At 72.8% G+C, this 24,298-nt stretch carries 23 protein-coding genes; 10 read left to right on the top strand and 13 right to left on the bottom strand.

Annotation, left to right across the window (positions count from 1 at the left end; all coding sequences use genetic code 11):
* Positions 1 to 17 precede the first annotated feature (17 nt).
* The 3 genes from K5S26_RS10430 to K5S26_RS10420 are packed head-to-tail and all read right to left on the bottom strand — an operon-like array spanning position 18 to position 4,701.
* Positions 18 to 2,741 (bottom strand): molybdopterin-dependent oxidoreductase, encoded by a 2,724-nt coding sequence (locus K5S26_RS10430; protein WP_221857916.1) that lies wholly within the window; start codon positions 2,739 to 2,741, stop codon positions 18 to 20.
* Complete coding sequence (locus tag K5S26_RS10425) at positions 2,738 to 3,586, bottom strand: FAD binding domain-containing protein (protein WP_221857915.1); 849 nt, start codon at positions 3,584 to 3,586, stop codon at positions 2,738 to 2,740. Before K5S26_RS10425 ends, K5S26_RS10430 begins: the two co-directional genes overlap by 4 nt.
* Positions 3,577 to 4,701: an XdhC family protein gene (locus K5S26_RS10420; RefSeq protein WP_221857914.1), complete on the bottom strand. Its 1,125-nt coding sequence runs from the start codon at positions 4,699 to 4,701 to the stop codon at positions 3,577 to 3,579. The genes K5S26_RS10425 and K5S26_RS10420 overlap by 10 nt, the downstream gene beginning before the upstream one ends.
* A 115-nt stretch (positions 4,702 to 4,816) precedes the next feature.
* Here K5S26_RS10420 and K5S26_RS10415 point away from each other — a divergent pair, with 115 nt between their 5' ends.
* The 3 genes from K5S26_RS10415 (at position 4,817) to K5S26_RS10405 (ending at position 7,823) form a co-directional block, all read left to right on the top strand.
* A complete protein-coding gene (locus K5S26_RS10415) occupies positions 4,817 to 5,392 on the top strand; it encodes a nucleotidyltransferase family protein (RefSeq protein ID WP_221857913.1) in 576 nt (191 codons plus the stop codon).
* 60 nt (positions 5,393 to 5,452) lie between these two features.
* Positions 5,453 to 6,424 carry a DMT family transporter gene (locus tag K5S26_RS19165; RefSeq protein WP_308122895.1) on the top strand — a complete coding sequence of 324 codons (972 nt, stop codon included), beginning with the start codon at positions 5,453 to 5,455 and terminating at the stop codon, positions 6,422 to 6,424.
* A gap of 88 nt (positions 6,425 to 6,512) precedes the next feature.
* Positions 6,513 to 7,823 carry a dicarboxylate/amino acid:cation symporter gene (locus K5S26_RS10405; protein ID WP_221857912.1) on the top strand — a complete coding sequence of 437 codons (1,311 nt, stop codon included), beginning with the start codon at positions 6,513 to 6,515 and terminating at the stop codon, positions 7,821 to 7,823.
* Positions 7,824 to 7,845: 22 nt separating this feature from the next.
* On the opposite strand, the gene K5S26_RS10400 is transcribed toward K5S26_RS10405, so the two are convergent.
* Positions 7,846 to 8,370 (bottom strand): nitroreductase family protein, encoded by a 525-nt coding sequence (locus tag K5S26_RS10400; protein WP_221858011.1) that lies wholly within the window; start codon positions 8,368 to 8,370, stop codon positions 7,846 to 7,848.
* A 14-nt stretch (positions 8,371 to 8,384) separates the two neighbouring features.
* Positions 8,385 to 8,816, bottom strand: a complete 432-nt coding sequence (gene msrB, locus K5S26_RS10395; protein WP_221857911.1) for a peptide-methionine (R)-S-oxide reductase MsrB — start codon at positions 8,814 to 8,816, stop codon at positions 8,385 to 8,387.
* Between the two features lie 82 nt (positions 8,817 to 8,898).
* Here msrB and K5S26_RS10390 point away from each other — a divergent pair, with 82 nt between their 5' ends.
* The 6 genes from K5S26_RS10390 (at position 8,899) to sfnG (ending at position 14,276) form a co-directional block, all read left to right on the top strand.
* Positions 8,899 to 9,909, top strand: coding sequence for a DUF2332 domain-containing protein (locus K5S26_RS10390; RefSeq protein WP_308122893.1), 1,011 nt, complete (start codon positions 8,899 to 8,901; stop codon positions 9,907 to 9,909).
* 111 nt (positions 9,910 to 10,020) lie between these two features.
* On the top strand, positions 10,021 to 10,260 hold the full coding sequence (locus tag K5S26_RS10385) for a DUF3263 domain-containing protein (protein ID WP_221857909.1): 240 nt from the start codon (positions 10,021 to 10,023) through the stop codon (positions 10,258 to 10,260).
* 9 nt (positions 10,261 to 10,269) lie between these two features.
* Positions 10,270 to 10,818 (top strand): LytR C-terminal domain-containing protein, encoded by a 549-nt coding sequence (locus K5S26_RS10380; protein ID WP_221857908.1) that lies wholly within the window; start codon positions 10,270 to 10,272, stop codon positions 10,816 to 10,818.
* A 127-nt stretch (positions 10,819 to 10,945) separates the two neighbouring features.
* Positions 10,946 to 11,149, top strand: a complete 204-nt coding sequence (locus K5S26_RS10375; RefSeq protein WP_221857907.1) for a cold-shock protein — start codon at positions 10,946 to 10,948, stop codon at positions 11,147 to 11,149.
* A gap of 180 nt (positions 11,150 to 11,329) precedes the next feature.
* Positions 11,330 to 12,949 (top strand): chaperonin GroEL, encoded by a 1,620-nt coding sequence (groL, locus tag K5S26_RS10370; RefSeq protein ID WP_221857906.1) that lies wholly within the window; start codon positions 11,330 to 11,332, stop codon positions 12,947 to 12,949.
* A gap of 145 nt (positions 12,950 to 13,094) precedes the next feature.
* A complete protein-coding gene (gene sfnG / locus K5S26_RS10365) occupies positions 13,095 to 14,276 on the top strand; it encodes a dimethylsulfone monooxygenase SfnG (protein ID WP_221857905.1) in 1,182 nt (393 codons plus the stop codon).
* Positions 14,277 to 14,312: 36 nt separating this feature from the next.
* Here the strand turns inward: sfnG and K5S26_RS10360 are convergent, their stop codons facing one another.
* The 5 genes from K5S26_RS10360 to K5S26_RS10335 all read right to left on the bottom strand — a co-directional run bounded on the left by K5S26_RS10360 (position 14,313) and on the right by K5S26_RS10335 (position 19,963).
* Positions 14,313 to 14,600, bottom strand: coding sequence for a WXG100 family type VII secretion target (locus K5S26_RS10360; protein ID WP_221857904.1), 288 nt, complete (start codon positions 14,598 to 14,600; stop codon positions 14,313 to 14,315).
* A gap of 262 nt (positions 14,601 to 14,862) precedes the next feature.
* Positions 14,863 to 16,605 carry a sensor histidine kinase gene (locus K5S26_RS10355; RefSeq protein ID WP_308122892.1) on the bottom strand — a complete coding sequence of 581 codons (1,743 nt, stop codon included), beginning with the start codon at positions 16,603 to 16,605 and terminating at the stop codon, positions 14,863 to 14,865.
* A gap of 78 nt (positions 16,606 to 16,683) precedes the next feature.
* Positions 16,684 to 17,379 (bottom strand): response regulator transcription factor, encoded by a 696-nt coding sequence (locus tag K5S26_RS10350; RefSeq protein WP_221857903.1) that lies wholly within the window; start codon positions 17,377 to 17,379, stop codon positions 16,684 to 16,686.
* A 166-nt stretch (positions 17,380 to 17,545) separates the two neighbouring features.
* Entirely contained in the window at positions 17,546 to 18,154 is a 609-nt protein-coding gene (locus K5S26_RS10345; protein ID WP_221857902.1) for a TetR/AcrR family transcriptional regulator, read from the bottom strand.
* A 627-nt stretch (positions 18,155 to 18,781) separates the two neighbouring features.
* Complete coding sequence (locus K5S26_RS10335; RefSeq protein ID WP_246603868.1) at positions 18,782 to 19,963, bottom strand: DMT family transporter; 1,182 nt, start codon at positions 19,961 to 19,963, stop codon at positions 18,782 to 18,784.
* A 40-nt stretch (positions 19,964 to 20,003) separates the two neighbouring features.
* Here K5S26_RS10335 and K5S26_RS10330 point away from each other — a divergent pair, with 40 nt between their 5' ends.
* Positions 20,004 to 20,498, top strand: a complete 495-nt coding sequence (locus K5S26_RS10330) for a MarR family winged helix-turn-helix transcriptional regulator (RefSeq protein WP_221857901.1) — start codon at positions 20,004 to 20,006, stop codon at positions 20,496 to 20,498.
* Positions 20,499 to 20,583: 85 nt separating this feature from the next.
* Here K5S26_RS10330 and K5S26_RS10325 read toward each other — a convergent pair whose 3' ends face one another.
* The 3 genes from K5S26_RS10325 to K5S26_RS10315 are packed head-to-tail and all read right to left on the bottom strand — an operon-like array spanning position 20,584 to position 24,249.
* Positions 20,584 to 22,227 (bottom strand): DNA repair helicase XPB, encoded by a 1,644-nt coding sequence (locus tag K5S26_RS10325; protein ID WP_221857900.1) that lies wholly within the window; start codon positions 22,225 to 22,227, stop codon positions 20,584 to 20,586.
* Between the two features lie 27 nt (positions 22,228 to 22,254).
* On the bottom strand, positions 22,255 to 23,949 hold the full coding sequence (locus K5S26_RS10320; protein ID WP_221857899.1) for a helicase-associated domain-containing protein: 1,695 nt from the start codon (positions 23,947 to 23,949) through the stop codon (positions 22,255 to 22,257).
* Between the two features lie 27 nt (positions 23,950 to 23,976).
* Entirely contained in the window at positions 23,977 to 24,249 is a 273-nt protein-coding gene (locus K5S26_RS10315) for a multidrug ABC transporter ATPase (protein WP_221857898.1), read from the bottom strand.
* Between the last annotated feature and the right edge of the window lie 49 nt (positions 24,250 to 24,298).

Below are 24,298 nucleotides of genomic sequence, written 5' to 3'. Positions count from 1 at the left end.
GGCGCACGGCCGGTCGGTCAGAGGCCCTGGGCCAGGCGCCAGACGCGCTCGCGGGTGAAGGGCTGCCGGTAGGGACGGCTGCCGAGCGCTCGGGCGATCGCGTTGCCGATCGCGGGAGCGACGGGGTTGTAGGGCGACTCGCTCATCGACTTCGCGCCGAAGGGCCCCAGGTCGTCGGACGTGTCGGCGAAGTGGATCTCCACGTCCGGGATGTCCGCCGACTGCGGCACGCGGTACGTGCGGAAGGCCGGGTTGAGCACCACGCCCTCCTCGACGAGCACCTCCTCGTACAGCGCGCCGCCGAGGCCCTGCGCGACGCCGCCCTCGATCTGCCCGCGGCACTGCGCGGGGTTCATCACGAAGCCGGCGTCGGCGGCGTGGACGTTGCGCAGGATCCGCACGACGCCGGTCTGCGGATCGACCGCCACGCGCACCGCGTGCACGTTGAACGCCAGCGACCGTCGTTCGCCGTGCTCCTCGCCGGTCGCGACGATCCCCTCCGGGCCGGCGAGGTCCTCGAGCGCGACGACGCCGGTCGGGGTGCGCACGCCGTCGGGCGTATAGGCGCAGTCGGATGCCGCGCACCCGGATCGCGTCGCGGCCTCCCGCACGATCCGCTCGCGCAGGGCGACGCAGGCGGCGTGGAGGGCCTTGCCCGCGACCGTGATGCCGGCCGACGCGAACGCTCCGGTGTCGTGCGCCACGGCGTCGGTGTCGGCGTGGGACAGGCGGATCCGGTCGAGCCCGAGACCGAGCACGCTCGCGGCGATCTGTCGCTGCACCGTCGTGGTGCCGTTGCCGAACTCGGCGGTGCCGGTCGCGAGGTCGACGGTGCCGTCCGGGCGCAGCGTGGCCGTCGCGTGCGCGATGTGCCCGCGGGGGGCGAGCGTCGCGATCATCGCGGCGGCCATGCCCTCGCCGACGAGCCACCCGTCCGGCGCCTCCTCGCCGTCGCGGGCGAGAGCGCCCTGGGCGAGGTCGAGGCACTGGTCGAGACCGTAGCTGCCCCACACGAGGTCGTCCTCGACGTGGCCGTCCGCCGTGCGGATCGGGTCGCCCTCGCGCACCGCGTTGAGGCGGCGCAGCTCGAACGGATCCAGCTCCAGCCGCTGTGCGAGCAGGTCGAGGGCCGACTCGATGCCGAGCGTCACCTGCCCGAGTCCGTATCCGCGGAACGCTCCCGAGGGCACGTTGTTCGTGTAGACCGCCTCGGCGTCCACGCGCACCACCGGCGAGCGGTAGAGCGTCACCGATTCCGCGCAGCCGTGGAACAGCACGCCGATCGCGTGGTTGCCGTATGCGCCGGTGTCGCTCAGCACGTCGAGCTTCAGCGCCGTCAGCCTTCCGGTCTCGTCGGCGCCGAGCGAGACCGACACCCGCATCGGGTGCCGCATCGCCGACCGCCAGAACTCGTCCGCTCGCGAGAACTCGTACGCGACCGGGCGCCCCGTGCGCAGCACGGCGAACGCGACGAGGTCCTCGGTGAAGATCTCCTGCTTGCCGCCGAAGCCGCCGCCCACGCGCGGGGCGTAGACGCGCACGCGCTCGCGCGGCAGGTCGAACAGCACGCACAGCTCGTCGCGGGTGAGGAACGGCACCTGGGTGGACGACCGGATCACGAGGCGTCCCTCGTCGTCGAGCCACCCGACCGCCCCGTGCGTCTCGAGCTGGGCGTGGATGGACCGCCCGGTGCTCCAGGTGCCCGACACCGTCACGGCGCTGGACGCCAGGGCCGCGTCGACGTCGCCGCCGTATCCCGTGTGCATGCCGGCGACGACGTTGCGGGCGGCGTCGGCGACCCGGTCGTCCGGCGTGCGGTCGGGATGGATCGGGGGCGCCCCCGCCGTGCGCGCCTCCTCGGGGTCGAACACCGCGGGCAGGAGCTCGTAGTCGACGCGCAGGCGGCTCAGCGCCTGCTCCGCGGCGGCGGCGGTCTCGGCGACCACGGCGGCGACGCGCTGCCCCACGTGGCGCACGACGTCGTCGAGCATGCGGGTGTCGTCCGGATCGTCGGTGCGGTGCTCGTGCCGTCCGGTCGAGTAGCGCCGCGCGGGGGCGTCCTCGTGCGTGTACACCGCGACGACGCCGGGCACGGCGCGGGCGGCCGCGCTGTCGATGGACCGGATGCGGGCGTGCGGATGAGGGGAGCCGAGCACGCGGAGCACGAGCGCGCCGTCCGGCGTCTCGTCGAAGGTGTACGGCTCGCGCCCCTGCACCACGCGCCGCGCGGGCTCGGGCACGACCGACCGGCCGACGCCCGCCGGAGCTCCTGCGCCCGCCGGTGTCCCGGCGCCCGTCTCCCGCACCGGTCCGAGCACGGACTCGCGGATCGCCTCGCGGATCGGCCGGTACCCGGTGCACCGGCAGAGGCTGCCCTTGAGCCGTCGGTCGAGGTCGGGGAGATCGTCGGGCCCGAGGCAGGAGGCGGTGACGCTCATGCCGGGCGTGCAGAAGCCGCACTGGAAGCCGAAGCCCGATGCGATCGCCTCCTGCACGGGGTGCAGCCCACCGTCGGGGGCGAGGCCGGCGGCGGTGGTGACCGCGCGCCCGTCGGCCCGCGCGGCGGGCACCAGGCACGAGTGCACCGGCTCTCCGTCGAGCAGCACCGCGCACGCGCCGCAGTCGCCGGCGTCGCAGCCCTTCTTGACCGAGGTCGCTCCGTGCTCCCGCAGCAGCGTGCGCAGGCTCTGCCCGGGTCGAGGGGCCGCCTCCACCGGCGCGCCGTCGACGTCCATCCTCATGCCGCGTCCTCCACCGGCGTGTCCTCCGCCGGCTCGGCCTCCGCCAGCTCCGCCCGCGCCCGCTCCGCCAGCACGCCGCTCACCGCGCGGCGCCAGTCGGCGGCGCCCAGGGGGTCGGTGTACCACCCGGATGCGCCCGACACGGCGGCGGCGAGCTCCTGGGCCGTCGGCAGCTCCGGGAAGCGCAGCGTCACGGGGGTCCGGGTGGCGGCCGTGACGACGAAGGTCGCGGCCCCGTCCTCGTCGGCGCGGCCCGTCACGACGGACGCGGCCCGGCCGAGCTCGGCCAGCGCGATCCGGTGCAGTGTGAAGCGCGACCGCAGCGTCCGGGCGGGCAGCTCGATCGCGCGGAGCACCTCTCCGTCCGCCAGGCTGTTCCGGCCGTCGTCGGCCGGAACGTGGGCGACGGGAGTGCGTCGCTCGCCGCCGTCCGGGGTCCAGATCACGGCGTCGCCGTCGAGGCCCGCGGCCAGCGAGATCATCGCCCCGGCTGCGAACGACTGGGCGACGTTTCCGCCGACGGTCGCCGCGTTCCAGATCTTGAACGACGCGAGCAGCGAGTCGGCCGCCACCGGGAAGACCCGTGCCGCCCTCCACGCCGCGGGCGCCTGCGCGGCGTAGGCGACCAGACGGGCGATCGTGCAGGTCGCGCCGATCCGCAGCCCCTCCTCGCCCGCCTCGAGGTCGGGCCAGCCCATCGTCGTGAGGTCGACGAGGCCGGTCACGTCGGGCTGCGGTTCGCCGAGCAGCCAGGTGCCGCCCGCGATGAAGGTCTCGCCGGGCGCGAGGGCGAGGTCGCCGCGCGTGCGGGCGCGCCGGTATGACGCGACCGTGTTCAGATCCATGCCACGGTCTCCGCGCCGGTCGAGCAGGACGTCGCGGGGGCGTCGACCTCCGGTGCCCCGCCGCGGTGCAGCGCGCCGGTGCGCTCGAGCAGCGGGCGGCCGGAGGCGCCGTGCCGGGACTGCACGATCTCCGCGAGCGCCGAGATCGCCACCTCGTCGGGCGACGCGCCGCCGAGGTCGAGGCCCAGGGGCGAATGCAGGCGCGCGAGGTCGTCCTCGCCGACGCCCGCCTCGCGCAGCAGGGCCGCACGGTGCGCGACGGTGCGGCGGGACCCGAGCGCCCCCACGAAGCCGACCGGCATCCCCAGGGCGACGCGGATGGCGGGGATGTCCAGGCGGGTGTCGTGGGTCAGCACGCAGACCGCGGTCCGTGCGTCCACGCCGTCGGCGTCCTGCGAGCGTAGGTACGTCGCCGGGTCGGCGGCGACGAGCTCTGCGGCCTCCGGGAAGCGCTCGCGCGTGACGAGAGTGTCCCACACGTCGCACACGGTCACGGCGAAGCCGGCGGCGGTCGCGACGCGGCAGAGCGCGGCGGCGTGATCGCCCGCCCCGAGGACGAGGAGACGGGGCCGCGGCGCGCGCGACAGGGCGAGCACGGCCTGTCCGTCGTCGGCCCGTACGACGCGCGTCTCCGCCAGGATCGCGGCGGCGTCCAGCGCGGCGTCGAGCGACGGCGCCGGGGCCGACGCCAGGTCGCCGGAGCGCACGATCGAGCCCGCGGCCGCGCCCTCGAGCGCGATCCCCACCGTCACCGCGCGATCCGCGGCCGCCTCCTCCAGGGCGAGGAACGCCGCCGCGTCCGACCGCCGGATCCGGTAGGCAAGCACCCCGATCCGGCCACCGCAGGCCAGGCCCGCGGCGTGCGCGGCCTCGTCGTCGAACCCGAACCGCGCGCCGCGCGCGGCTCCGTCGGCGAGCACGAGGTGCGCGAGGACGATCGCGTCCCCTTCGACGCAGCCGCCGGAGATCGAGCCGATCACCTCGCCGGCGTCGGTCACCGCCATCGACGCGCCCACGCCTCGCGGGGCGCTCCGGTCGACCTCCGTCACCGTCACCACCGCGACCTCTCGGCCCGAGCGGAGCCGGTCGAGCACGGGGGTGGCGATGTCGAGCATGGCGCCAACGTAGCCATGCCGTGTTTCCGGCCTGCTACACGCAGACGAACGAACCCGCAGAACGGTGCGCGCGACGAGGCGGCGAGCCGCGTGACCGCCGCCGTAGACTTCCCCGATGTCGATCCCCCCTCCGCGTCTCTGCGGGCTCGTGCTCGCCGCCGGAGCGGGCACGCGCTTCGGCGGGCCGAAGGCGTTCGCGCTCACGGCGGACGGGACGCCGTGGGTCGCGATCGCGGCCGACGCGCTGCGCGCCGCCGGCTGCGACCGGGTCGTCGTCGCGCTCTCGGAGGCCTCCTCGTCCGCAGCGGAACTCGTCCCCGCGCACGCGGAACCCCTCGTGGTCGCCGGAGCGGCCGCGGGCCTGTCGGTGACGCTGCGCGGGGCGCTCGAGCGGATCGGCGTCGCCGGGGCCGTCGTGATCCTCCCCGTCGACACCCCGGGAGTCGTCCCCGAGGCGATCCGTCGCGTGGTCGCCGCCGGGCGAGGCTCGCCTGAGGGCCTGGCGCAGGCGGTGTACGGCGGGCGCCCCGGGCACCCCGTGCTGGTCGGCGGCGCGCACGTCGCGCGGTTGCGCGCGACGCTCTCGGGCGATGCGGGCGCACGCCCCTACCTGATCGCGCACGACGCGACCGCCGTCGAGTGCGGCGACCTCTGGTCGGGCGAGGACATCGATCGCCGCTCCTCGCCGTAGGGCGCGACGACGAACGTCGGCGCGTGCAGGCGGGCCGTCGACGCGCCCTAGGCTGAGGCCGTGAACGGCGTGTCAGGCTCCCCGCGAGGGCGCGCGCTCCGCGGCACGCTCCCGGTCGTGGGCGCGATCGCGGTCGGCCTCCTCACTGCGACCCAGTCGCGGATGAACGGCGCGCTCGGCGCGGCGATCGACGACGGCGTGGTCGCGGCCGTCGTCTCGTTCGGCTCGGGCTTCCTCATCATGGCGATCGTGGTGGCGATCCTGCCTGCCGGCCGCGCGGCGGCCGTCCGGCTGGTCCGCGGTCTCCGGGAGCGCGCGATCCCCTGGTGGATCATGATCGGCGGCGCCGCCGGCGCCCTGACCGTGGCGTCGCAGGGACTGGTCGTGGGAGTGATCGGCACCGCGATGTTCACGGTCGGCGTGGTGGCGGGACAGACCCTGAGCGGTCTGGTGCTCGACCGCGTCGGCTACAGCCCGGCCGGTGTCACGGCGGTCACGCTGCCGCGGGTCGCGGGCGTCGCGCTCGCGCTGGGCGCGGTCGCGTTCTCGCTGACCGGCGGCGCGCTCGGCGCCGTGCCGCCGTGGATGCTGCTGCTTCCGGTCGTGGTGGGCGCAGGGCTCGCGTGGCAGCAGGCCACGAACGGTCGCCTGCAGCGCGGCACGGGGTCGGCCCTCATCGCGACGTTCGTGAACTTCGCGGGCGGCACGCTGGTGCTGGGGGTCATCGCGCTCGTCCGGATCCCCGTCACCGAGCTGGCGGCGTTCCCGTCCGACCCGTGGCTCTACCTCGGCGGTGCGGTCGGCGTGGTCTACATCGCGATGTCCGCCGCGCTGGCGCCGAGGATCGGCGTGCTGCTGCTCTCGCTCGGCTCTGTGCTCGGCATGCTCGTCGGGTCGTTCGCGATCGACCTGATCTGGCCGCCCGAGGTGCCCCCGTCGCCCGTGCGCTCGGCCGTCACGGTCGCGCTGGCGAGCACGGGTGTCGTGATCGCCGCGCTGGTGGGGCGGCGGACGCGAACCGGAGGCGGGTGACGGCGTCGCGAGAAAGGTCGCGGCCGCAGTAACCGACCGGACACACGGCGGGAGGACGGGGGAAACAGCCCGCGGCTAGCTTCGCGCCATGACCAAGGCGCTCAGCAACCCGGCCATCCGAATCGCGCTCGCGGCGGTGGCCGGCATCGTGTTCGGACTCGTCGTGGGCGAATGGGCGGAGAACCTGAAGTTCGTCGGGGACCTGTTCATCCGGCTGATCCAGATGTCGATCGTGCCCCTGGTGCTCTCGTCGGTCATCGTCGCCACAGGTGCCATGACCGGCAAGGGCGCCGGGCGGCTGGCGCTGCGCACGTTCTCGTGGATGATCGGCTTCTCCGTCGCCGCGGCCCTGCTCGCATGGGGGCTGGCGAGCCTTCTGCGCCCGGGGGTGGGGATGGTGTTCGAGGGCGAGCTCGACCCCGCCCTCGCCGAGCCCGCTCCCGAGCCGGCCGGTTGGCAGGAGACCGTGCTGGGCTTCGTCTCCACGAACGTGGTCGAGGCGATGGCCACGGGCAGCATGGTGCCGATCATCGTCTTCGCGCTGCTGTTCGGGGCCGCGCTGAACGCGTATGTCGGGCGCACCGGCAAGCGCACCGTGCTCGACTTCTTCGACGAGCTGCAGCAGATCGTGCTGACCATGATCCGTTTCGTGATGGTCGTCGCGCCCATCGGCGTCTTCTGTCTTCTGGCGGATCTCGCCGGCCGCGTGGGGTTCGCGGTCGTGACGTCGGCGCTCGCGTACCTCGGAACGACGCTGATCGGCGTCGTGATCATCCTGCTCGCCATGGTGGCGACCGTCACGGCGGTGACCCGGCTGAACCCGACGCGCCTGCCGGGCAAGCTCGCCGAGCAGACCGTCCTGGCCGTCACCACCACCAGCTCGGCGGTGACCTTCCCGACGGTGCTGAGGAGCGCGGTCGAGAAGTTCGGCATCAGCCGGCCCGTGGCCAACTTCACGCTCTCGATCGGCATGACGATGGGCTCGTGCGGCGCCGTCCTGAACTACACGATCGTCGTGCTGTTCCTGGCCCAAGCGGGCGACGTGAGCCTGACGCCGGGGCAGATCGTGCTGGGCATGGCGCTCGCGGTGCTGCTGAACATGGGGACCATCACGGTGCCCGGCGGGTTCCCCGTGGTCGCGATGTTCCTGGCGACCTCCGTCGGCCTGCCCACCGAGGCCATCGGCCTGCTGATCGCGGTGGACTGGTTCACCGGCGTCCTGCGCACGTTCCTCAATGTCAACGGCGACACGATGGTGGCGCTGCTGGTGGCGCATGCCGGTGACGACATCGACCGCGACGTCTATGCCGGCCGTAAGGCGGTGACGCCGGAGACGGCCGTCGCAGCCGACCGTGCGGTGGCCGACGGCGACCTCGAGGACGCGGAGCGGCGGGACTGAGGACGCGCCGGCGGCGCTGCGCTCAGCGCTTCTTCGACGGCATGCGCGACAGGTGGTGCTCGCCGTCGATCGTCTTCTCGCGCAGCGTGCGGGAGCGCGGCGGCTTGCCGCCGACGTAGAGCCAGCCGAGCAGCAGCTCGCCCTTGCGCAGCCCGTGCGCCTTAGCGACGGCCTTCGCCCGGGTGTAGTCGCCGGTGCGCCAGATGACCCCCCACCCGGCCTCGTCGAGCAGCAGGCTGAGCGCGTGGGCGACTCCGGCGGCCGTGGCCTCCTGCTCCCACGCGGGCGCCTTGGACGACCGGATCGACGCGACCACCGCGATCAGGAGCGGCGCCCGCAGGGGCTTGCCGGAGACGCCCTTCTCGCGCTGGGCCTTCGAGATCGCGCGACCGAGCACCGCGCGGTCGTCGCCGCGCAGCTCGATCAGCCGCCACGGCTTCAGCTCCTTGTGGTCGGCGACGCGGCCGGCCGCCGAGACCAGCTCGACCAGCTCATCATGGGTGGGAGCCTCGTCCGTCACCTTCGACAGCGACCTGCGTCGGCGCATCGCCTCCAGCGCGCTCACGACTCGACGGCTCCGCCGCGCTCGTCTCCGTCCTCGGGCGCGAAGTCGAGCGAGAGCGAGTTCATGCAGTAGCGGTCGCCCGTGGGGGTTCCGAAGCCGTCGGGGAACACGTGTCCCAGGTGCGAGCCGCAGTTCGCGCAGCGCACCTCGGTGCGCACCATCCCGTGGCTGTTGTCCTCGATCAGCTCGACCGCCTCGGGGCGGACGGACTCGTAGAAGCTCGGCCAGCCGCAGTGCGAGTCGAACTTCGTTCCGCTGCGGAACAGCTCGGCTCCGCACGCGGCGCAGGAGTACAGGCCCGCGCGCTCCTCGTCGAGAAGCTCGCCCGTCCACGGCCGCTCGGTGCCGGCCTCGCGCAGCACCGCGTACTGCTCGGGCGACAGCTGCGCGCGCCACTCCTCGTCGGTCCGGCTGACGTTGTACGACATGGGGTTCCTCCCGGTGCTCGTCTTCCAGCGTACGGCCGCGCGGGGGAGCGCGGGCGCTCGAACCTGTGCGGACAATGGCAGGGTGAGCAGCATCGTCCCGAACGAGACCGAGGTCGTCGCCGAGCGCTTCGTCCGCTTCGCACGGGCGGAGGCGCCGGGCCGGTCGGAGGTGTACCGGCGATGGGCCGAGGGGGTCGCATCGGATGCCGCCGTCCTCGCCGTCCTCGCCCGGGTCCCCGCCCAGCGCCGGCAGCCTCCTCTCGTCTTCGCGGTGACGCGGATGCTCGGGGCGCCGGTCGGCGGGTACCCGGCATGGGCGTCGTTCGTCCTGGACAACGCCGACGCCGTGGTCGAGGAGTGCTCGGCCCGCGCGCTGCAGACGAACGAGCCGTTGCGCTGCGCCGCGCTGCTGCCCGCGCTGGCGCGCATCGCGGGTCCCGTCGCGCTCCTCGAGCTCGGGGCGTCGGGCGGGCTGTGCCTGTTCCCGGACCGCTACGCGTACCGCTACCGGCGCGGCGAGGACGCGATCGAGGTGCTGCCGTCGGGAGGGTCGCCGGTGCTGCTCGAGTCGGAGCTGCGCGGCGCCGAGCCCCCGTTCGCGACTCCCGAGATCGTCTGGCGCGCCGGCATCGACCTCCAGCCCCTCGACGCGGCTGACCTCGCGGATCGTGCGTGGCTCGAGGGGCTCGTCTGGCCCGAGGAGGTGGAGCGCGCCGCCCGCGTCGCCGCCGCGCTCGACCTCGTCGCCGCGGATCCGCCGCTGCTGGTCGCCGGGGACGCCTCCGACCTCGAGGTGGTGCGCCGGACCGCAGCCCTGGCGCCGCGGGAGGCGACGCTCGTGGTCACCACGCCGGGCGTCCTGCCGTACCTGCCGCGCGCACGGCGACAGGCGCTCATCGACGCGCTGCGCGGCCCGGACGGCATCCGCGAGGGGGCCGTCCGATGGATCACCCTCGACCAGCCCGGTCTGCACGACGCCTGGAGGCCGCCGATCGACGCGGACGCGTGGGGGGACGGGTTCGCGCTGGCGCTCGACGGGGACGTGCTGGCAGCGGCCGATCCGCTCGGCGCCTGGGTCGACTGGCGGGCGTGACCTCGGCGCCGCCAGCGGATCCCCGCCGCTCCGTGCCACCTCCGCGTCGCGCGCGACGACACACCGGCGGCGCGCCCTCCGGTCCGCGACGCAACGCCTAGCGTGGCTCCTATGGCCCTCTCCGACCGCGACCGCGCGATCCTCGCGTTCGAGGCGGAATGGACGCGTCACGGCGGCGCGAAGGAGGAGGCGATCCGTGCGCGGCTCGGGCTGGCCCCCGCCCGCTACTACCAGCTGCTCGGCCGGCTGATCGACTCCGGCGACGCGCAGGCTGCCGATCCGATGCTCGTCGGGCGCCTGCGGCGGCGGCGCGAGGAGCGCGCCCACCGGATCGCCAGGGTCTCCGGGTAGCATCGGGGGGTGCCGACCAGCTACCCCCGGGACCGTTTCGACGACGTCCCCCGCCAGGCGGCCCGTGTCGGCGCGCACCGTGCCGAGGTGGCCCGCACGCCGCGAGCCGTGGTGCTGCTGTGGGCCGTGATCGCGACGATCCTCCTGACGATCGTCGGCATCGTCGCGTTCCTCGTGATGTCGCAGCGGGTGGACGTGGTGCCGGAGGAGACGACGACCCCGGTGCAGACCGTCGCCCCCGTGGTCGATACGTCGTACACGGTGCTCGTGCTCAACGGCACCGGCACCGCCGGGGTGGCCGAGGAGGCCGTCGCGCAGCTGGTCTCGGCGGGCTGGGCGGAGGACACCGTCTTCCCGGCGGACGAGTCGTCGACGACCGACTTCCCGACCACGACGGTGTACTACGCGTCGCCGGAGGAGGAGGCCGCCGCGCTCGGCGTCGCCGAGGCGATCGGCGGCGCGCAGGTGCAGCAGAGCGATCGGTACCACGATCCGGAGGACACCTCGGTCAAGGAGCTCACGGTGGTCACCGGGCTCGACCGTGTTTCGGCCGAGTAAACAGTTCGATGCGGGCGTGTCAATAGTCGCCTGAGCGTTCTCCCGGCGCGAAAACACGCGGATACGATCCCCGTACTGCGCCCCGTTCCTCAGTACCAGGGGCCCTCAGCACCAGGAGAGTTTTCGCATGACCCAGGGAACCGTGAAGTGGTTCAACGCCGAGAAGGGATACGGCTTCATCACCGTCGCCGACGGCAGCCAGGACGTCTTCGTCCACTACTCGAACATCGAGATGAGCGGCTTCCGCGTGCTGGAGGAGGGGCAGTCGGTGGAGTTCACCGTCGGCACCGGCCAGAAGGGCCCGCAGGCCGAGGAGGTCCGCCCGCTCTAGGCCGCCTCCCATCCCGGTAGAAGCGCCCCGCGACCCGATACGCGGGGCGCTTCGCTGTGTCGTGACGGGGTGTTGCGGGCGGCTTGCACTCGATGGGGGTGAGTGCCAGAATCGTCCTAGCACTCGCCCAACGTGAGTGCTAATGACCACACGCCTACGTCCGGGAGGGACGACACACACATGGCTAAGATCATCGCTTTCGACGAGGAGGCTCGTCGCGGCCTCGAGCGCGGCCTCAACACGTTGGCCGACGCCGTCAAGGTGACGCTCGGCCCGCGCGGTCGCAACGTCGTGCTCGAGAAGAAGTGGGGCGCCCCCACCATCACGAACGACGGCGTCTCGATCGCCAAGGAGATCGAGCTCGACGACCCGTACGAGAAGATCGGCGCCGAGCTGGTCAAGGAGGTCGCCAAGAAGACCGACGACGTCGCCGGTGACGGCACGACGACCGCGACCGTGCTGGCCCAGGCCCTCGTCCGCGAGGGGCTGCGCAACGTCGCCGCTGGCGCCGACCCGATCAGCCTGAAGCGCGGCATCGAGAAGGCCGTCAAGGCCCTCTCCGACGAGCTGCTCGCGCAGGCCAAGGAGGTCGAGTCGAAGGAGCAGATCGCCGCGACCGCGTCGATCTCCGCCGCCGACCCCGCGATCGGCGAGCTCATCGCCGAGGCCATCGACAAGGTGGGCAAGGAGGGCGTCGTCACCGTCGAGGAGTCGAACACCTTCGGCACCGAGCTCGAGCTGACGGAGGGCATGCGGTTCGACAAGGGCTACCTGAACCCCTACTTCGTCACGGACCCGGAGCGCCAGGAGGCGGTCTTCGAGGACCCGTACATCCTCATCGCGAACCAGAAGATCTCGAACATCAAGGACCTTCTGCCCGTCGTCGACAAGGTGATCCAGTCGGGCAAGGAGCTCGTCATCATCGCCGAGGACGTCGAGGGCGAGGCGCTGGCCACCCTGGTGCTCAACAAGATCCGCGGCATCTTCAAGTCGGTCGCGGTCAAGGCCCCCGGCTTCGGCGACCGCCGCAAGGCCCAGCTGCAGGACATCGCGATCCTCACGGGTGGCCAGGTCATCACCGAGGAGGTCGGTCTCAAGCTCGAGAACACCGAGCTCGACCTGCTCGGCCGTGCGCGCAAGGTCATCGTCACGAAGGACGAGACGACGATCGTCGAGGGCGCCGGCGAGGCCGACCAGATCGAGGGTCGCGTCACGCAGATCCGTCGCGAGATCGACAACACCGACAGCGACTACGACCGCGAGAAGCTGCAGGAGCGCCTCGCCAAGCTCGCCGGCGGCGTCGCCGTCATCAAGGCGGGCGCGGCCACCGAGGTCGAGCTCAAGGAGCGCAAGCACCGCATCGAGGACGCCGTCCGCAACGCGAAGGCCGCCGTCGAGGAGGGCATCGTCGCCGGTGGTGGCGTCGCCCTCATCCAGGCCGGGAAGTCGGCCTTCGCCGGTCTGGAGCTCGTCGGTGACGAGGCCACGGGTGCGAACATCGTGAAGGTCGCGATCGAGGCGCCGCTGAAGCAGATCGCCCTCAACGCGGGCCTCGAGCCCGGCGTCGTCGCCAACAAGGTCGCGGACCTCGAGGTCGGCCACGGCCTCAACGCCGCCACCGGCGAGTACGGCGACCTGTTCGCCCAGGGCATCATCGACCCGGCCAAGGTGACGCGTTCGGCGCTGCAGAACGCCGCGTCGATCGCCGGTCTGTTCCTCACGACCGAGGCCGTCGTCGCCGACAAGCCCGAGAAGGCCGCGGCCGCTCCGGCCGACCCGACGGGTGGCATGGACTTCTGAGTCCCGGCTCCACGCCCACGCGCGAAGCGCTCCTCCTCCGGGAGGGGCGCTTCGCCGTTTGCGTCGGAATGTTGCGCTCCAGGGTGCGGTCCGCTCGCGGATCCGCAGACTGGTGGGCACCTGATCGTCGGTTTGGAGGAGGCCCATGAGCGTCATCGATACCGAGGTCTCGCCGGCGGCGGACCTCGAGACTCCGCTGAAGTTCGCCTACTGGGTTCCCAACGTGTCGGGCGGCCTCGTCGTGTCCACGATCGAGCAGCGCACCGGCTGGGACTTCGAGTACAACAAGCGTCTCGCCCGGATCGCCGAGGACGCGGGCTTCGAGTACGCGCTGTCGCAGACCCGCTACGCGGCGAGCTACGGCGCCGACAAGCAGCACGAGGCCACTGCCTTCACGCTCGGTCTGCTCGGCGCGACCGAGCGGCTGAAGATCATCGCCGCCGTGCACCCGGGCATGTGGCACCCGGGCGTGCTCGCGAAGTGGCTCATCACCGCCGACCACATCTCGAACGGCCGAGCCGCCGTCAACATCGTGTCGGGCTGGCTGAAGGACGAGTTCGTGAACTTCGGGCTGCACGACGAGCGGTATGCGCGGACGGAGGAGTTCATCACCGTGTTGCGCGGCCTGCTCACGCAGCGCGAGTTCTCGTTCCGTGGGCGCCACTACGACGTCTCCGACTTCACGCTCTCGCCCGCGCCGGTGGACGTCCCCGGCCGTGCCCACCCCGAGATCTTCTTCGGCGGCAACTCGACGGCCGCGCAGGCCGCCGCAGGCCGCGTCGCCGACTGGTACTTCTCCAACGGGCGTTCGCTCGAGGGATTCCAGGAGAACATCGCCGGTGTGCTGGCCTCGGCCTCGTCGGGTGCCCGCACGGCGCCGGTGAAGCCCCGCTTCGGCATCAACGGCTTCGTGATCGTCCGCGACTCCGAGCGCGAGGCGACCGACACGCTGCGCGAGATCATCGCGAAGGCGCACCGCCCGGCCGTCGAGGGCTTCGCCGCCGCGGTCAGGGAGGCGGGACGCGCCACCCAGGACGGCAAGGGCATGTGGGAGGACTCGACTTTCGAGGATCTCGTGCAGTACAACGACGGCTTCCGCGCCGGCCTCATCGGCACGCCCGAGCAGGTCGCCGAGCGCATCGTCCTGCTGAAGAAGGTCGGCGTGAACCTCGTGCTGACCGGCTATCTGCACTTCCAGGAGGAGGTCGAGGCGTTCGGCCGCGACGTGCTGCCGATCGTCCGCGAGCTCGAGGCGGACCTGGCGGCCGCCAACGGCCGTGAGCTGGATGTCGCACTCCTGCCGGAGGTCCGGCAGTCCGTCGGCTGACGCTCCGATCGCGCGAGGCGAGCGGCTGCTCCTGCGTCAGCGGAACATGCCGGCGGTGAGGCGCTCGGTCTCCGCATACTGCGCGCCCGCGTTGCCGAGCAGGCGCCCGATCGCGTCGAGCGCGTCCTCGACCGAGCGCTGAGCGGCCTTCCACTGCTCGAGCGTGCCCTCGAACGCGCCGGCCGCGGCGCCCGTCCACTGCGAGCGCAGCCCGGCGAGCTGGCCGCTGAGGGCGGCGCTCTCGCCGCGCAGGCGCTCGGCGCTGGCGAGCACCTGCCCGTTGGCGGCGAGGACGGAGTCGGTGTCGACGGTGAAGACGGCCATGATGTGCTCCCTAGGTCGTGTGGGTCGGTGATCCCACGCTAGGCACGCCCGGCGAGCGATGGATCCGGATCCCGGCGGCGGGGCCAACCCGCGGCGCGACCGCACCTGGGGACGACCCTCAGCCGACCGCGCAGCACGTCCTGAGCGAGACAGCACGTCCTGAGCGAGACAGCAGGATCGGAGCGAGACAGGAGCCGTCGGCGACGGTCTCGCCCCGCGATTGCGGTCTCGTTCGAGTGTTGCGGTCCGGTGGGCGTGAGCTTCAGGAGCCGTCGTCGATGCGGGGGATCGGGCGCGTCTCGGCGAGCGCGTGATCGGCCTCCGCGAGCGGCGCGAGCGGGAAGGCGACGCGGAACGTGGCGCCGCCCCCGGGGGTGTCCTGCACCGAGACCGAGCCGTGCAGCGCCTCCACGATCGACGCGACGATCGCGAGCCCGAGCCCGCTGCCGCCGGTCTCGCGCGCCCGGGACGTGTCCGCCCGCCAGAACCGCTCGAAGATCTGATCGCGGATCGCCTCGGGGACGCCCTCGCCGTGGTCGACCACCGCGATCCACGCGGTGTGCGCCTCGACGCTCACTCCCACCTCGATCTCGATCGGCGAGCCCTCGGGGCTGAACCGGCGGGCGTTGCCGAGGAGGTTCGCGATCACCTGACGCACCCGGTGCTCCTCGCCCAGCACGATGGGCGGCACGGCCACGGGCCGGAGCGACTGCGGCACGGTGAAGTCGAGCTGGGGGATCGCCGGTGCACCGGATCCCTCGGAGCCGGGCGACGCAGAGGCGTCGACGGGCACCTCGCCGGTCGCCGGGTCGCCGGGCCCCCTCGGGCGGCGCCGCAGCAGAGAGGAGAGCCCCTCGGTCGCGGCCGTCAGCGGGCGCGACCGGCGGCGTCGCGCCTCGCGCGCCTCCGCGTCGTCGGCGTGCGGCTCGGAGCTGGGCAGCGCGATGGGTCCGGTCAGCGCCTCCACCGTGGTGTCGACCACCGTCACCACGCGCCCCGGCTCCGCCACCCGCACGTCCAGCGCCGCGTCGCGTGCGAGCGGACGCAGGTCGAGGGGCACGATGTCGAGCTCGCGCTTCTCGTCGAGGCGGGCGAGGGCGAGCAGGTCCTCGACGAGCACGCCCATCCGGATCGCCTCCTTCTCGATCCGCTCCATCGCGCGGGCGGTGTCCGGCTCGCCCTGGATCGCGCCCATGCGGTAGAGCTCGGCGTAGCCGCGCACGCTCACCAGCGGGGTGCGCAGCTCGTGGCTCGCGTCGCCGACGAAGCGGCGCATCTGCCGCACGGTGGCGTCGCGGTCGCCGATGGCCCCGTCGATCCGGTCGAGCATGGTGTTGATCGCCGTGGTGAGGCGGCCGATCTCCGTGCTCGGCTCGGCGTCGGTGAGGCGCTGGCTGAAGTCGCCCGATGCGATCGACATGGCCGTGGCCTCGACCTGGCCGAAGCGCCGGAACGTCAGCGTCACCGCCCAGCGCGTCAGCAGGGCGCCGCCGATGATCGTGACGAGGGCGACGAGGAAGAAGATGCCGAAGTACGTGCCGACGACGCGCTCGACCTCGGTCAGCGGTCGCGCCACCATCTGCGTGTAGATCTTCGCCTCGCTGCCGGCGAACTGCTGCACGGCGAAGGACGCGTGGAAGACCGCGTCGTCGCCCGTGCGATCGCCCAGCTGGATGATGGAGCCCTGGTGCGAGTACGCGTAGTCGGTGCCGAAGGACGAGGGGAACGCGGGGCGCGGGGAGTCCGGGCCCTGGCCGCCGGCGCTCGCGAGCAGATCGCCGTCGGGCCCGTAGACCGCGACGTAGTAGTCGGTGCGGGGAGCGTTCGCCTTCGGGGTGAACACCGGGCCGCTCTCACCGCCCGACGAGATGTTGAACAGCTGCTCGCCCACCGCGCTGCCGGCGAGCTGCGTGAGCGAGGAGTTGATGTTGCTCAGCAGAGCGGTGCGCAGGATCGGCATCGTGCCGAGCCCCGCGGCGAACAGGCCCAGCGCGAGCACGGTCACGGTGACGCCCGTGACCTTGGCGCGCAGGCTGATGCGGCGCCACCACCGCGTCAGCGCGTCGGGCTTGTCGGGCAGCCGTCAGCCCGCCTTGTCGACCTTCAGCATGTAGCCGAAGCCGCGCTTGGTCTGGATCAGCGACTCGGATGCGTGCGGGTCGATCTTTCGCCGCAGATAGGAGATGTAGCTCTCGACGATGCCCGCGTCGCCGTTGAAGTCGTACTCCCACACGTGGTCGAGGATCTGCGCCTTCGACAGCACGCGGTTGGGGTTGAGCATGAGGTACCGCAGCAGCTTGAACTCGGTGGGGCTGAGGTCGATCTGCGCGTCGCCCACGAACACGTCATGCGTGTCCTGATCCATCGTCAGCTCGCCGGCCCGGATGACCTGCTCCTCCTCGTCGTTCTGCATCGTGCGCCGCAGGATCGCCTGGATGCGCGCGACGATCTCGTCGAGGCTGAACGGCTTGGTCACGTAGTCGTCGCCGCCGACGTTGAGGCCCTTGATCTTGTCCTCGGTCTCGTCCTTCGCGGTGAGGAAGAGGATCGGGGCGGTGTACCCGGCGTCGCGCAGGCGCTTCGTGACGCTGAACCCGTTCATGTCGGGCAGCATCACGTCGAGCACGATCAGATCGGGCTCCTCCTCCAGCACAGCGGAGATCGTCTGTGCGCCGTTGGCGACGGTCTTCACCTGGAAGCCCGCGAAGCGGAGGCTCTGCGAGAGCAGGTCGCGGATGTTCGGCTCGTCGTCGACGACCAGGATGCGCGGTGCGGTCATGGCCCCATTATGTCGGCCGGCTCTCTGAATCGGGTGGATTCCGGCGCGGATCGGCCGAAAGCGAACACAGGCGGCTGCCGCTCCGGTGGTGGAGGGCCGAGCTCGCGAGTGCCATTTGGCACTCGGCTGCCGCACGCGAGTGCCAGATGGCGCTCGCGACGGATCGCTACGCAGGCGTGCGGTCGGCATCCTGCGGTGCCGCCGTCGCGAGCAGCGCGCGGATGGCGTCACGCGCCTCCTCGTAGGCGTCGTCCAGCGCGCCGGCGGTGCGCGCGACGATCGCGCCCTCGTACACCAGATGGATCTGGGCCCCCAGTCGTTCCGCGTCGGCGTATCCCGCCTCCGCGACGAGGCTGGTGAAGGTCTCGCGCGCGCGCAGCTTGTCGGCCCGCACGATCGCCAGCCCCGGATGGCCGGCGCCCAGCTCGGCGTGCGCGTTCACGAAGCCGCATCCGCGGTGCGCGTCCTCGGCCTCGACCCACGCCTCGTTCGCGTCGATGACCGACAGAACGCGCTCTGAGCCCTGCGCTGACGTGCCTCGTGCGAGCCAGTCTGCCAAGAACGCCTCCCAACGCTCTGCACGGCGGCCGAGGTAGGCCGAGACGAGAGCGTCCTTGGACCCGAAGCGGTCGTAGATCGTCTTCTTCGTCGTCTGCGCCTGCTCGGCGATGAGGTCCACGCCGACGGCTCTGATGCCGCGGTCGTAGAACAGGCGGGAGGCGACCTCCAGGATGCGGTGCCCCGTGGGGGTGTTCGGGTTCGGCGTCGCGCCCATTCGTCCTTGCCTCCCTGCCGAGTCGTCCTCGCTCGGCGAGCGAGGACACTGTGAGTATACCGACCGGTATGGTTATCTGGGTCGGTGCGCCGCATTCTGACGAGTTCTCTGCCCGCCGTCCTCGTGATCTGCTGGAGCGCCGGTTTCGTGGGGGCGACGATGGCGAGTCTGTCGGGTGCCGCCGCCGCGACGACCCTCGCCTGGCGCTGCGTTCTCACCGCGGGTGCTCTGCTGCTGATCCTGGCGATCCGGCGCCGCGCGCTCGCCCCGCGCTTCGTCGCGCGTGAGGCGCTTGTCGGCCTGCTGGTGCAGGTGATCTATCTGGCCGGCGTCTTCTGGGGCGCCGAGGTCGGGGTGCCGCCCGGCGCGAGCGCGCTGATCGCCTCGCTGCAGCCACTGCTGGCGGCGCTCGCGACGGGTGCCATCTGGCATGGGGCAGGCAGGATGCGTCGCTGCGCGGGGCTCGCCGCGGGCGTCGTCGGAGTGGTGCTCGTGGTGAGCGGTGACGCGGAACTGCGCGGGGGATGGATCGGGCTCGCATGTGTGATCGCGGGGACCGTGTCGCTCACTGGCGGAAGCCTGCTCAGTGAGCGATGGCGCCACCCTCCGGGCACCAGCCTGCTCGACTCACTGACCGTGCATGCGTGCGTGTCCGCCGTCGTGTTCTGTGGGATCGCCGGCGTCACGGGCTCCTTGGCGCCGCCGCCGGACGCATCCTTCTGGGGAGCCGTGGCGGTGCTGGTCGCGCTCGCATTCTTCGGTGGGTTCGGCAGCTATCTGCTCCTGGTCGAGCAGCAGGGCACGCTCGTCGCAAGCGCGTGGCTCTTCCTGACGCCCGCGACGGCGGCGGTGTGGGCGACTTTGGCGTTCGGCACGCCGCTCACGCCGCTCGCGGTGGTCGGGTTCGCCATCGCCCTCACCGGCGTCTTCGGCGTCGTCGGATGGCGGTTGCATCGCGCCGCCGCCGGATCGCCGCTGCGCGACGAGGATGCCGAGCAGGACCAGGCCGATCCAGCACCACTGGGGCGCGGCCAGCGTCTCGCCGCCGAGCGTCGCTCCCAGGAGCGTGCCCGTCAGCGGGTTGAGCAGGCCGATGGTCCCGACGAGGCCGGCGCGGAGGCGCGCGATGCCGCCGAACCAGCACACGTAGGCCAGCCCGGTCGCGACGAGGCTGACGAAGGCGAGGGCCGTCCACTGCGTCGGGCCGAGGGCGGGCGGCGTCCCCTCGACGGCTCCCGCCGTGACGGCGAGCATGACGCCGCCGGCGAGGAGCTGCCAGGCGGTCGTCGCGAGCAGCGGAGTGCCGTCCGCCCAGCGACGACCGAGCACGGCGCCCAGTGATGACAGCGCCAGCGCCCCGGCGGACGAGGCGAGGCCGCTCGGTGACGCCGGCTCGGCACCGCGCCACACGAGCAGCAGCGTCCCGCCGATCGCGACCGTCGCCCCGGCGATCAGCGGCAGCCCCGGGCGCTCGGCGACGAGCAGCCACGCCGACCCCGCCAGGGCGAGCGGGGCGAGCGCCATGACCGAGGAGGCGACGGAGGTCGGCAGGGTCTGCGCGCTGACGTAGACCAGCAGAAAGAACGCGCCGACGTTGAGGAGCCCCAGCACGGCCGACCGCCACCACCAGTCGCCGCGGGGCTGTCGGCGCGCGAGCAGAGCGAGCGCGATGCCCGCCGGAAGCGCCCGCAGGGCAGAGCCCCACAGGGGCGCGTCGGCCGGCAGGAACTCCCTGGTCACGAAGTAGGTGGCTCCCCACGAGATCGGCGCCACCGCCGTGAGCAGCATCCATCGCCATTTCGCTTCCATGGAAGACACTATAGTTTCCCCGGAAGCTATAGTGTCTTCCATGACGGCGGACGATCGGATCGCGCGGATCCAGCAGCAGTGGCGACGCGAACGCCCCGATCTCGATGTCGCCCCGCAGGGGGTCGTCGGCCGGCTGCACCGACTCGGCGATCTGCTGCGAGCGGAGCTGCTGCCGGTCTACGCCCGCTTCGACCTCGGCGAGGGCGAGTTCGACGTGCTCGCGACGCTGCGACGCGCGGGGGAGCCGTACGAGATGGTGCCGGGCGCCCTCGCGCAGCACACGATGGTCACCACCGGCGCCGTCTCGAAGCGCCTGGACCGGCTGGAGGCGGCGGGTCTCGTAGGGCGGCGGGCGAGCGACGCGGACGGACGGGGCCGGATCGTGCGGCTGACCGACGCCGGCCGAACCCTCATCGACGAGGCGTTCGCCGCCCACATGCGCAACGAGCAGCGCCTGCTCGAGGACCTCCCGGCCGCGGACCGCGCCACGTTGGAGCGCATCCTGTCGGACTGGCTGGCCCGCCTCGAGGGCTGATCGCCCCCGCGAGTGCCGTATGGCACTCTCCGACAGTCCGTGAGTGCCATACGGCACTCACGGACTGCGCGACGGCACTCACGGGCTACGCGGCCTCGAGGCGCTCCGCGTCGAGGATCGTGTAGCTGTAGCCCTGCTCGGCGAGGAACCGCTGGCGGTTCTGGGCGAAGTCCTGGTCCACGGTGTCGCGGGCGATCAGGGTGTAGAAGCTCGCCGTCTGGCCCGACTGCTTCGGGCGCAACAGGCGTCCGAGCCGCTGCGCCTCCTCCTGACGCGAGCCGAACGAGCCCGACACCTGGATGGCGACCGACGCCTCGGGCAGGTCGACGGAGAAGTTCGCGACCTTGGACACCACCAGCACCTTGACGGTGCCCTCGCGGAAGGCCTGGAACAGCCGCTCCCGCTCGTCGACGGGCGTCGCCCCGGTGATCTTCGGTGCGTCGAGCGCCTCGCTCAGCTCGTCGAGCTGCTCGAGGTACTGACCGATCACCAGCACCTGCTCGTCGGCGTGCTTCTCGATGAGCTCGCGCACGACGTCGATCTTGGCGGGCGCGGTCGCGGCGAGGCGGTAGCGGTCCTCGTCGGCGCTCGCGGCGTACTCGAGACGCTCGCTCGCCGGCAGGTCGACGCGCACCTCGTAGCAGGCGGCGGGGGCGATGAAGCCCTGCGCCTCGATCTCCTTCCACGGGGCGTCGAAGCGCTTGGGACCGATGAGGCTGAACACGTCGCCCTCGCGTCCGTCCTCGCGCACCAGCGTCGCGGTGAGGCCGAGGCGGCGGCGTGCCTGCAGGTCGGCGGTCAGCTTGAACACCGGGGCCGGCAGCAGGTGCACCTCGTCGTAGACGATGAGGCCCCAGTCCAGCGCGTCGAGCAGGGCGAGATGGGGGTACTCGCCCTTCCTGCGGGCGGTGAGGATCTGGTAGGTCGCGATCGTGACCGGCTTGACCTCCTTCACCTGCCCCGAGTACTCGCCGATCTCCTCGGCGGTGAGCGTCGTGCGCTTCAGCAGCTCGCCGCGCCACTGCCGCGCGGACACGGCGTTGGTGACGAGGATGAGCGTGGTGGTCTGGGTCGCGGCCATCGAGGCCGCGCCGACGAGCGTCTTGCCGGCGCCGCAGGGCAGCACGACGACGCCGGAGCCGCCCTCCCGGAACTTCTCGACCGCCTCCGCCTGGTAGGGGCGGAGGTGCCAGTCGTTCTCCTCGAGGGCGATCTGATGGGGCGTCCCGTCGCGATAGCCCGCGAGGTCCTCGGCGGGCCAGCCGATCTTCAGCAGCTCCTGCTTGATGTGGCCGCGCGCCCAGGCGTCGACCACGTACGTGTCGGGCGTGGGCTGGGCGATCAGCAGCGGCTGGATCCGCTTGTTGCGCGACACCTCGGCGAGCACGGCGCGATCCGTCGACGTGAGCAGCAGCTCGCCCTCGTCGCCGCGGCGGATCGTGAGGCGCCCGTACCGCTCGACCGTCTCGCGGATGTCGACCGACACCGACGGCGGCACGGGGAACCGGGACCATCGGTCGAGGGTCGACAGCATGTCCCCGGCGTCGTGGCCGGCTGCGCGGGCGTTCCAGAGCCCGAGCCGGGTGATCCGGTAGGTGTGGATGTGCTCGGGCGCGCGCTCGAGCTCGGCGAAGATCGCGAGCTCGTGTCGCGCCGTCTCCGCGTCGGGGTGCGCGACCTCCAGCAGCACGGTGCGGTCGCTCTGCACGATCAGGGGGCCATCAGCCATAGCGGACCAGTCTACCGTCGACGGGCGTCAGAGGGGTCGGACGCCCGTGATGCTCTTGACGGGCAGGGTGCGCTCGACGTCCGCGCCCCGGTCGCGACCGCGCAGGCGGCCGCCGCCCAGGCCGGTCGCCTCGAGCGTGAACGTCCGCGCCGATCCGTCCGGCAGCGCGACCGTGACCTCGAGCAGCGACTTCGTGCGCACGGCCGTCTCGAGCTCGCGCTCGAGCCAGGCGGCGTCGGCATCCGTGCCGTGCGCCTCGCGCATCCGGTCGATCAGCGCCGCGTAGCGAGACCGGGCGTCCTCGGGCGCGGGCTCGCGTGCCACGCGGCCGCGGTCGAGCGTCTCCGATCCGCCCTCCTCGTCGAGGGCGACGACGGGATACCTCGCGTCGGCGAGCGCCCAGTACACGGCGTCGCGCGACGCGCGTGTGCGCAGCAGGCGCCCGTCGGGGACGAGACCGAGGGCACGCAGCGCCTGGTCGACCGCGATCGTCTGCAGCAGCGCGTGGTCACGGCTCGAGACGACCGTGTGCCCGTTGTCGGGCTCGACCGAGACGCGCACCAGGCCGTGACGCTCGGCGATGCGCTGCACGAGGTACGCGAGCGGCTGCGGGACGCCCGTCAGCGACAGCTCCGACAGGAAGCCGAGGATGTCGTCGGCCGTCTCGCCGGCCGACAGGGCGCCGGCGATGGACGCCTCGGTGAACCGGTAGGTGGACGCCTGGGCGTGCGACTCCCGGGCGGCCATGCTCTGCAGGCGCACGTCGAGCGCCGGGGCGAGCGGTCCGGGCGAGATCGCGGTGAGGTCGTTCTGCAGGAAGACCTTGTCGACCTCGCGGGGCAGCAGGGCCACCAGCAGCCCGGGATCGGGGGATCCGCCCTCGCGCACCGGCGTCGCCCACGCGGGCTCGGCGTCCCGTCCGGCGCCGTCGCCCTCGGCGGCGAGGCCCGCGAGCCGCAGCAGGCGGCGCCAACGGGAGGCCCGCTCCGGCCAGGTCTCGTCCAGAGGGTACGCGTCGTCCCAGAGCGCCGGGTCGATCCAGCCGCCGGAGGGCGAGCGCACCCCGTCGGGCAGGGCGGAGCGCAGTCCGGCGGCCACGCGAGCCCAGCGCTCGCCGGTGGACTCGCGCACCCACTCCGCGCCCGCGGCCGAGACGAGCCAGTGGCGGTCCGACACGGTCAGCAGCTCTGCCGCCTCGGCGAGCGCGACCAGGTCGTCGGCGTCGTCGGCGTCGCGGACGATCTCCTCCTGGGCCATGCGGCGCCGGTCCGCCGCGCCGACGGCCCCCGTTCCTACCCGCGACAGCGGGGTGCGCAGGGCCATCAGCAGCAGGTCGGCGAGCGCCGAGGTCGTCGTGAAGGCGCGCTCGGCCGCGTGCGCCGCAGCGGCCTCGCCGGCGCGAGGCGGCGTGCTCGCGGGCGTGGGGAGCGGAGCGACGCCGCCGAGCGCGGCGCGCACCTGCGCGTAGGGGGTGCCGTGCGGGTCGGTGAGCCCCAGCCGCTCGGGCCCGGTGCCCTCGGCCAGCGCCGCGAGCGCGTCGCGGGGCAGCTCGGACACGGCGCGGGCGACGGCCTCGGGCGCGAGCAGCGCCTCGGCGGCGTCGAAGAAGTCGTGCCAGCCCGAGCCGCCCGACACCCGCCGCCGCAGGAGCAGGTCGGCGATCTCGCGGTCGTCCGCCGTCGCCAGCCGTTCCGCCAGGGCGCGGGAGTCGGTCGTGTTCACGGCGAGCAGCTCGTCAGGGCGCCGCGGTCAGGGGCGCCGGCCCGGCTTGCCGCGGCGCACGAAGCTCATCACGAGAAGCACCAGGATCAGGACGAAGGCGATCGGCAGCCCGAACATCGGGATCGCCGCGACGATCGGCCAGACGCCGTCCGAGTAGTCGGCGTGGGTCATGCCCGTCGCGGTGGAGATCATGATCGCGAAGAAGCACACCACCGACAGCAGCGCGATGCCGAGCGACATGAACGCAAGGATGCGATCGATGCGCCGCACCGGCGGATCGTCGGAGGAGTTCGTGCTCATCGTGACCAGAGTAGCCGGATGCGCGGGCGCGATAGGCTGGGAGAGCGGG

This window comes from Microbacterium marinilacus (assembly GCF_019753765.1).
GTDB classification, from domain to species: domain Bacteria; phylum Actinomycetota; class Actinomycetes; order Actinomycetales; family Microbacteriaceae; genus Microbacterium; species Microbacterium marinilacus.
Note: the sequence above shows the minus strand (reverse complement) of the source record. Positions and strands in the feature narration are given on the sequence as shown.

Bases quoted from the DNA above. Each gene is read 5' to 3' on its own strand.
- K5S26_RS10430 (WP_221857916.1), bottom strand. From the start codon at position 2,741: ATGAGGATGGACGTCGACGGCGCGCCGGTGGAGGCGGCCCCTCGACCC.
- K5S26_RS10425 (WP_221857915.1), bottom strand. From the start codon at position 3,586: ATGGATCTGAACACGGTCGCGTCATACCGGCGCGCCCGCACGCGCGGC.
- K5S26_RS10420 (WP_221857914.1), bottom strand. From the start codon at position 4,701: ATGCTCGACATCGCCACCCCCGTGCTCGACCGGCTCCGCTCGGGCCGA.
- K5S26_RS10415 (WP_221857913.1), top strand. From the start codon at position 4,817: ATGTCGATCCCCCCTCCGCGTCTCTGCGGGCTCGTGCTCGCCGCCGGA.
- K5S26_RS10405 (WP_221857912.1), top strand. From the start codon at position 6,513: ATGACCAAGGCGCTCAGCAACCCGGCCATCCGAATCGCGCTCGCGGCG.
- K5S26_RS10400 (WP_221858011.1), bottom strand. From the start codon at position 8,370: ATGCGCCGACGCAGGTCGCTGTCGAAGGTGACGGACGAGGCTCCCACC.
- msrB (WP_221857911.1), bottom strand. From the start codon at position 8,816: ATGTCGTACAACGTCAGCCGGACCGACGAGGAGTGGCGCGCGCAGCTG.
- K5S26_RS10385 (WP_221857909.1), top strand. From the start codon at position 10,021: ATGGCCCTCTCCGACCGCGACCGCGCGATCCTCGCGTTCGAGGCGGAA.
- K5S26_RS10375 (WP_221857907.1), top strand. From the start codon at position 10,946: ATGACCCAGGGAACCGTGAAGTGGTTCAACGCCGAGAAGGGATACGGC.
- groL (WP_221857906.1), top strand. From the start codon at position 11,330: ATGGCTAAGATCATCGCTTTCGACGAGGAGGCTCGTCGCGGCCTCGAG.
- sfnG (WP_221857905.1), top strand. From the start codon at position 13,095: ATGAGCGTCATCGATACCGAGGTCTCGCCGGCGGCGGACCTCGAGACT.
- K5S26_RS10360 (WP_221857904.1), bottom strand. From the start codon at position 14,600: ATGGCCGTCTTCACCGTCGACACCGACTCCGTCCTCGCCGCCAACGGG.
- K5S26_RS10350 (WP_221857903.1), bottom strand. From the start codon at position 17,379: ATGACCGCACCGCGCATCCTGGTCGTCGACGACGAGCCGAACATCCGC.
- K5S26_RS10345 (WP_221857902.1), bottom strand. From the start codon at position 18,154: ATGGGCGCGACGCCGAACCCGAACACCCCCACGGGGCACCGCATCCTG.
- K5S26_RS10335 (WP_246603868.1), bottom strand. From the start codon at position 19,963: ATGGAAGCGAAATGGCGATGGATGCTGCTCACGGCGGTGGCGCCGATC.
- K5S26_RS10330 (WP_221857901.1), top strand. From the start codon at position 20,004: ATGACGGCGGACGATCGGATCGCGCGGATCCAGCAGCAGTGGCGACGC.
- K5S26_RS10325 (WP_221857900.1), bottom strand. From the start codon at position 22,227: ATGGCTGATGGCCCCCTGATCGTGCAGAGCGACCGCACCGTGCTGCTG.
- K5S26_RS10315 (WP_221857898.1), bottom strand. From the start codon at position 24,249: ATGAGCACGAACTCCTCCGACGATCCGCCGGTGCGGCGCATCGATCGC.